This window comes from Cytophagia bacterium CHB2 (genome assembly GCA_030263535.1).
Taxonomy (GTDB): domain Bacteria; phylum Zhuqueibacterota; class Zhuqueibacteria; order Zhuqueibacterales; family Zhuqueibacteraceae; genus Coneutiohabitans.
Genome location: SZPB01000559.1, coordinates 1 through 2,821, shown reverse-complemented (window position 1 = coordinate 2,821; position 2,821 = coordinate 1). Strand labels below are relative to the sequence as shown.

Sequence of the window (2,821 nt, the reverse complement as noted above, 5' to 3'; positions counted from 1 at the left end):
TTGGGGAACCGCCAATAAACGCGAATATCCGCTAATTTTAAAATTCGCGTTTATTGGCGTGCATTCGCGGTTTGAGATTTGGGCAAGTTATTTAATCGACAATCCTAAGTTCAATGTTTTCGAAAAAATCAACCAAAGACTTTCACTACAACACTGGCTTTTGAGTCAAACCGCGCGGGCCATTGAAGTCACAAGTGATGCAAGTGAATGCAGCAGGTTAGATGGCGCATTGGAGTTTGATTTTAGAGAGGCCTCCCACCTGTGAATTCATCCGATCTCTTCAAGAACTTTTGGGGAGGCGTTGGCGGTATTCCAATTATTTCTGCGATTTCATTCCTTGACAAAATAGAAATTTTTTGTTATGCTGGCCTCCGTTTTCAGGATTGATGCCGCCGTGCGCCCAGGATTACGGGTGCGAGTTCAATTTATTTTAAGGTAGGTTTTTATAATAGGGATCAAATGAACACCAAACGAGAAGACTTTACGCACTCGCAGACACGTGAACCCCATCGTGATCGCACGAAAGAAATTTTAAGCAAACACCCCGAAGTCCGGCAGTACATTGGCAAGAATCCTTACACTTTTTTGATCATTTTAGGCATTGTCGGCTTGCAGCTTGTTTCCGCTTATCTCATCAAAGACCAACCCTGGTGGGCGATGCTGCTGCTCGCCTACACCATTGGCGCGTTCGCCAACCATGCGTTGTTTGTGATGATCCATGAATGCGCCCATAATCTCCTGTTTGAAAAGAAAGCGTTCAACAACTTGTCGGGCATTATTGCCAATCTGCCCATCGTAGTGCCGAGCGCGATTTCATTTCAGAAATATCATCTGAAGCATCATGCGTTTCAGGGCATCTACGAGCTGGATGCGGACTTGCCCAGCCATTGGGAAGCGAAACTCATCGGCAATTCCTGGTGGGGCAAGGCAGCGTGGCTGTTGTTTTATCCGTTTTTTCAGGCGACGCGCCCGTTGCGTTTGAAGGAGCTTAATTTGTGGGACGGTTGGAGCATTTTTAATTTGATTGTGCAAATAGCATTCAATGTCGCGGTGTGGGTATTTTGGAGCCCGATGGCATTTTTCTATTTGCTCGCCTCGCTGTTTTTTTCAATCGGCTTGCACCCGCTCGGCGCGCGCTGGATTCAACGGCATTACATGGTGGATGAGAAGGGCGTACAAGAAACCTACAGCTATTATGGCAAACTCAATGTGCTGGCGTTCAATGTGGGATATCATAATGAACACCACGATTTTCCCTCGGTGCCGTGGAACAAACTTCCGGAGATCAAGCGCACCGCGCCGGAAGCCTATGATAATTTAATCTCGCATTATTCCTGGACGCGCTTGCTGTTCCAATGGCTGTTTGATCGCGATCTCTCGCTGTATTCCCGCGTTGTGCGCGAAGAACGCGGCCAGGTCAAACTCAGCGATGAGTCCAAGCCTGATCTTGATTTGATCAAGCAGACGCAGCCGATGAGTTAATTCTTCCCGCTGCCGGTGTTTGTTCTGGCAAAGCGAACGCCTGCGAAACAAATCTTACAACAAAAAAGGCCGGGAACATACCCGGCCTTTTTATTTTTTGATTTCTTCATTCGCCTACAACGCGGCCAGCACCTGCGCCACATGCCCATCAATTTTCACCTTGGAAAAGATTTTGGCGATTTTCCCGTGTTCATCAATGATGAAGGTCGAGCGCACCACGCCCATGTAGGTCCGGCCGAACATGGTTTTTTCCTGCCAAACGCCATAAGCCCGCAACACGTTCCGTTCCACGTCGCTCAACAAGGGGAAATTCAATTGATATTTCGTTTTGAATTTGTAATGGGAAGTCACTGAGTCGGCGCTGACACCCAACACCACCGCACCGTTGAGCTGAATGTCGCCAAAGTTATCGCGGAATGCGCAGGCTTCTTTGGTGCATGCCGGCGTGTCGTCTTCGGGATAGAAATACAACACGACTTTCTTGCCGCGGTAATCCGACAAGCGAACCTGGTTGCCGCGATCATCCAGCAGCATGAAATCCGGAGCGGGCTGGCCGATTTTGAGAGTCGTTCCATTGAGGCTTTCCAATGCCGAAACGTTGATTTTACTCAAAGATTTCTTATCGGTGAGCGCCTTTTGCCGCAAATTCGCTTTTTTGAAAGCCGCGCTGTTTTCGGCGATTCTTTTTACGCCGTTTTTCTTGGTTCTCAAGGTTAGAGTTGGCATGATGTTCCTCCTAGTTCGTTGTTGCGTAGATTTTATTCCACATTCTTAGCTCTGAAAACTTAGTGCATAAAGAATCTTTGTCTTCAATTTTGATCTTGATACGCTTTCGCCGCCGCCCGGGCGATGCCGCGCAACATGCCGGCAAAAACTAATTCGTGCAAAGGATACAACATGTACCAGTATAACAATCCCAAAACCCCGGCCGGATCGAAGATCGCGGTTTGCCGAATCGTTGCGCCGTGCACGTGTGGCTCCACTTCGAATTGCAGCCAGGCGCGCCCGGGCAGCTTCATTTCAGCAAATAACCGCAACAAATGATCCGGCTCGAACGCTTCGACGCGCCAGAAATCGACGGTGTCGCCGGGCGCGAGCCATTCGGGATCGCGGCGGCCGCGCCGCATGCCGGCGCCGCCCATCAACAAATCCAGAAAGCCCCGCAAGCGCCACAACCAATTGCCATAATACCAGCCTCTCGCGCCGCCGATGCGGCGAACGGGTTTCATGGCTTCTGCGGCGCTGCACGCGACAGTGAGCGTGCGTGAATCAATCAGACGCGAACCATGTTTCACGCCGCCCCAGGCTTTGATTTCACCCGGCGAAGACAGCGCATCCG

The 2,821-nt window shown here is 50.0% G+C and carries 3 protein-coding genes; 1 reads left to right on the top strand and 2 read right to left on the bottom strand.

Annotation, left to right across the window (positions count from 1 at the left end; genetic code table 11):
• Window positions 1–459: 459 nt before the first annotated feature.
• On the top strand, window positions 460–1,482 hold the full coding sequence (locus FBQ85_28875) for a fatty acid desaturase (GenBank protein ID MDL1879148.1): 1,023 nt from the start codon (window positions 460–462) through the stop codon (window positions 1,480–1,482).
• A 114-nt stretch (window positions 1,483–1,596) separates the two neighbouring features.
• Here the strand turns inward: FBQ85_28875 and FBQ85_28870 are convergent, their stop codons facing one another.
• Together FBQ85_28870 and FBQ85_28865 are read right to left on the bottom strand one after the other, a co-directional pair.
• Window positions 1,597–2,208, bottom strand: a complete 612-nt coding sequence (locus FBQ85_28870) for a thioredoxin-dependent thiol peroxidase (protein ID MDL1879147.1) — start codon at window positions 2,206–2,208, stop codon at window positions 1,597–1,599.
• Between the two features lie 83 nt (window positions 2,209–2,291).
• The coding region (locus FBQ85_28865; GenBank protein MDL1879146.1) for a DUF2867 domain-containing protein at window positions 2,292–2,821 on the bottom strand (530 nt) is incomplete at its 5' end.

Bases quoted from the DNA above. Each gene is read 5' to 3' on its own strand.
- FBQ85_28875 (MDL1879148.1), top strand. From the start codon at position 460: ATGAACACCAAACGAGAAGACTTTACGCACTCGCAGACACGTGAACCC.
- FBQ85_28870 (MDL1879147.1), bottom strand. From the start codon at position 2,208: ATGCCAACTCTAACCTTGAGAACCAAGAAAAACGGCGTAAAAAGAATC.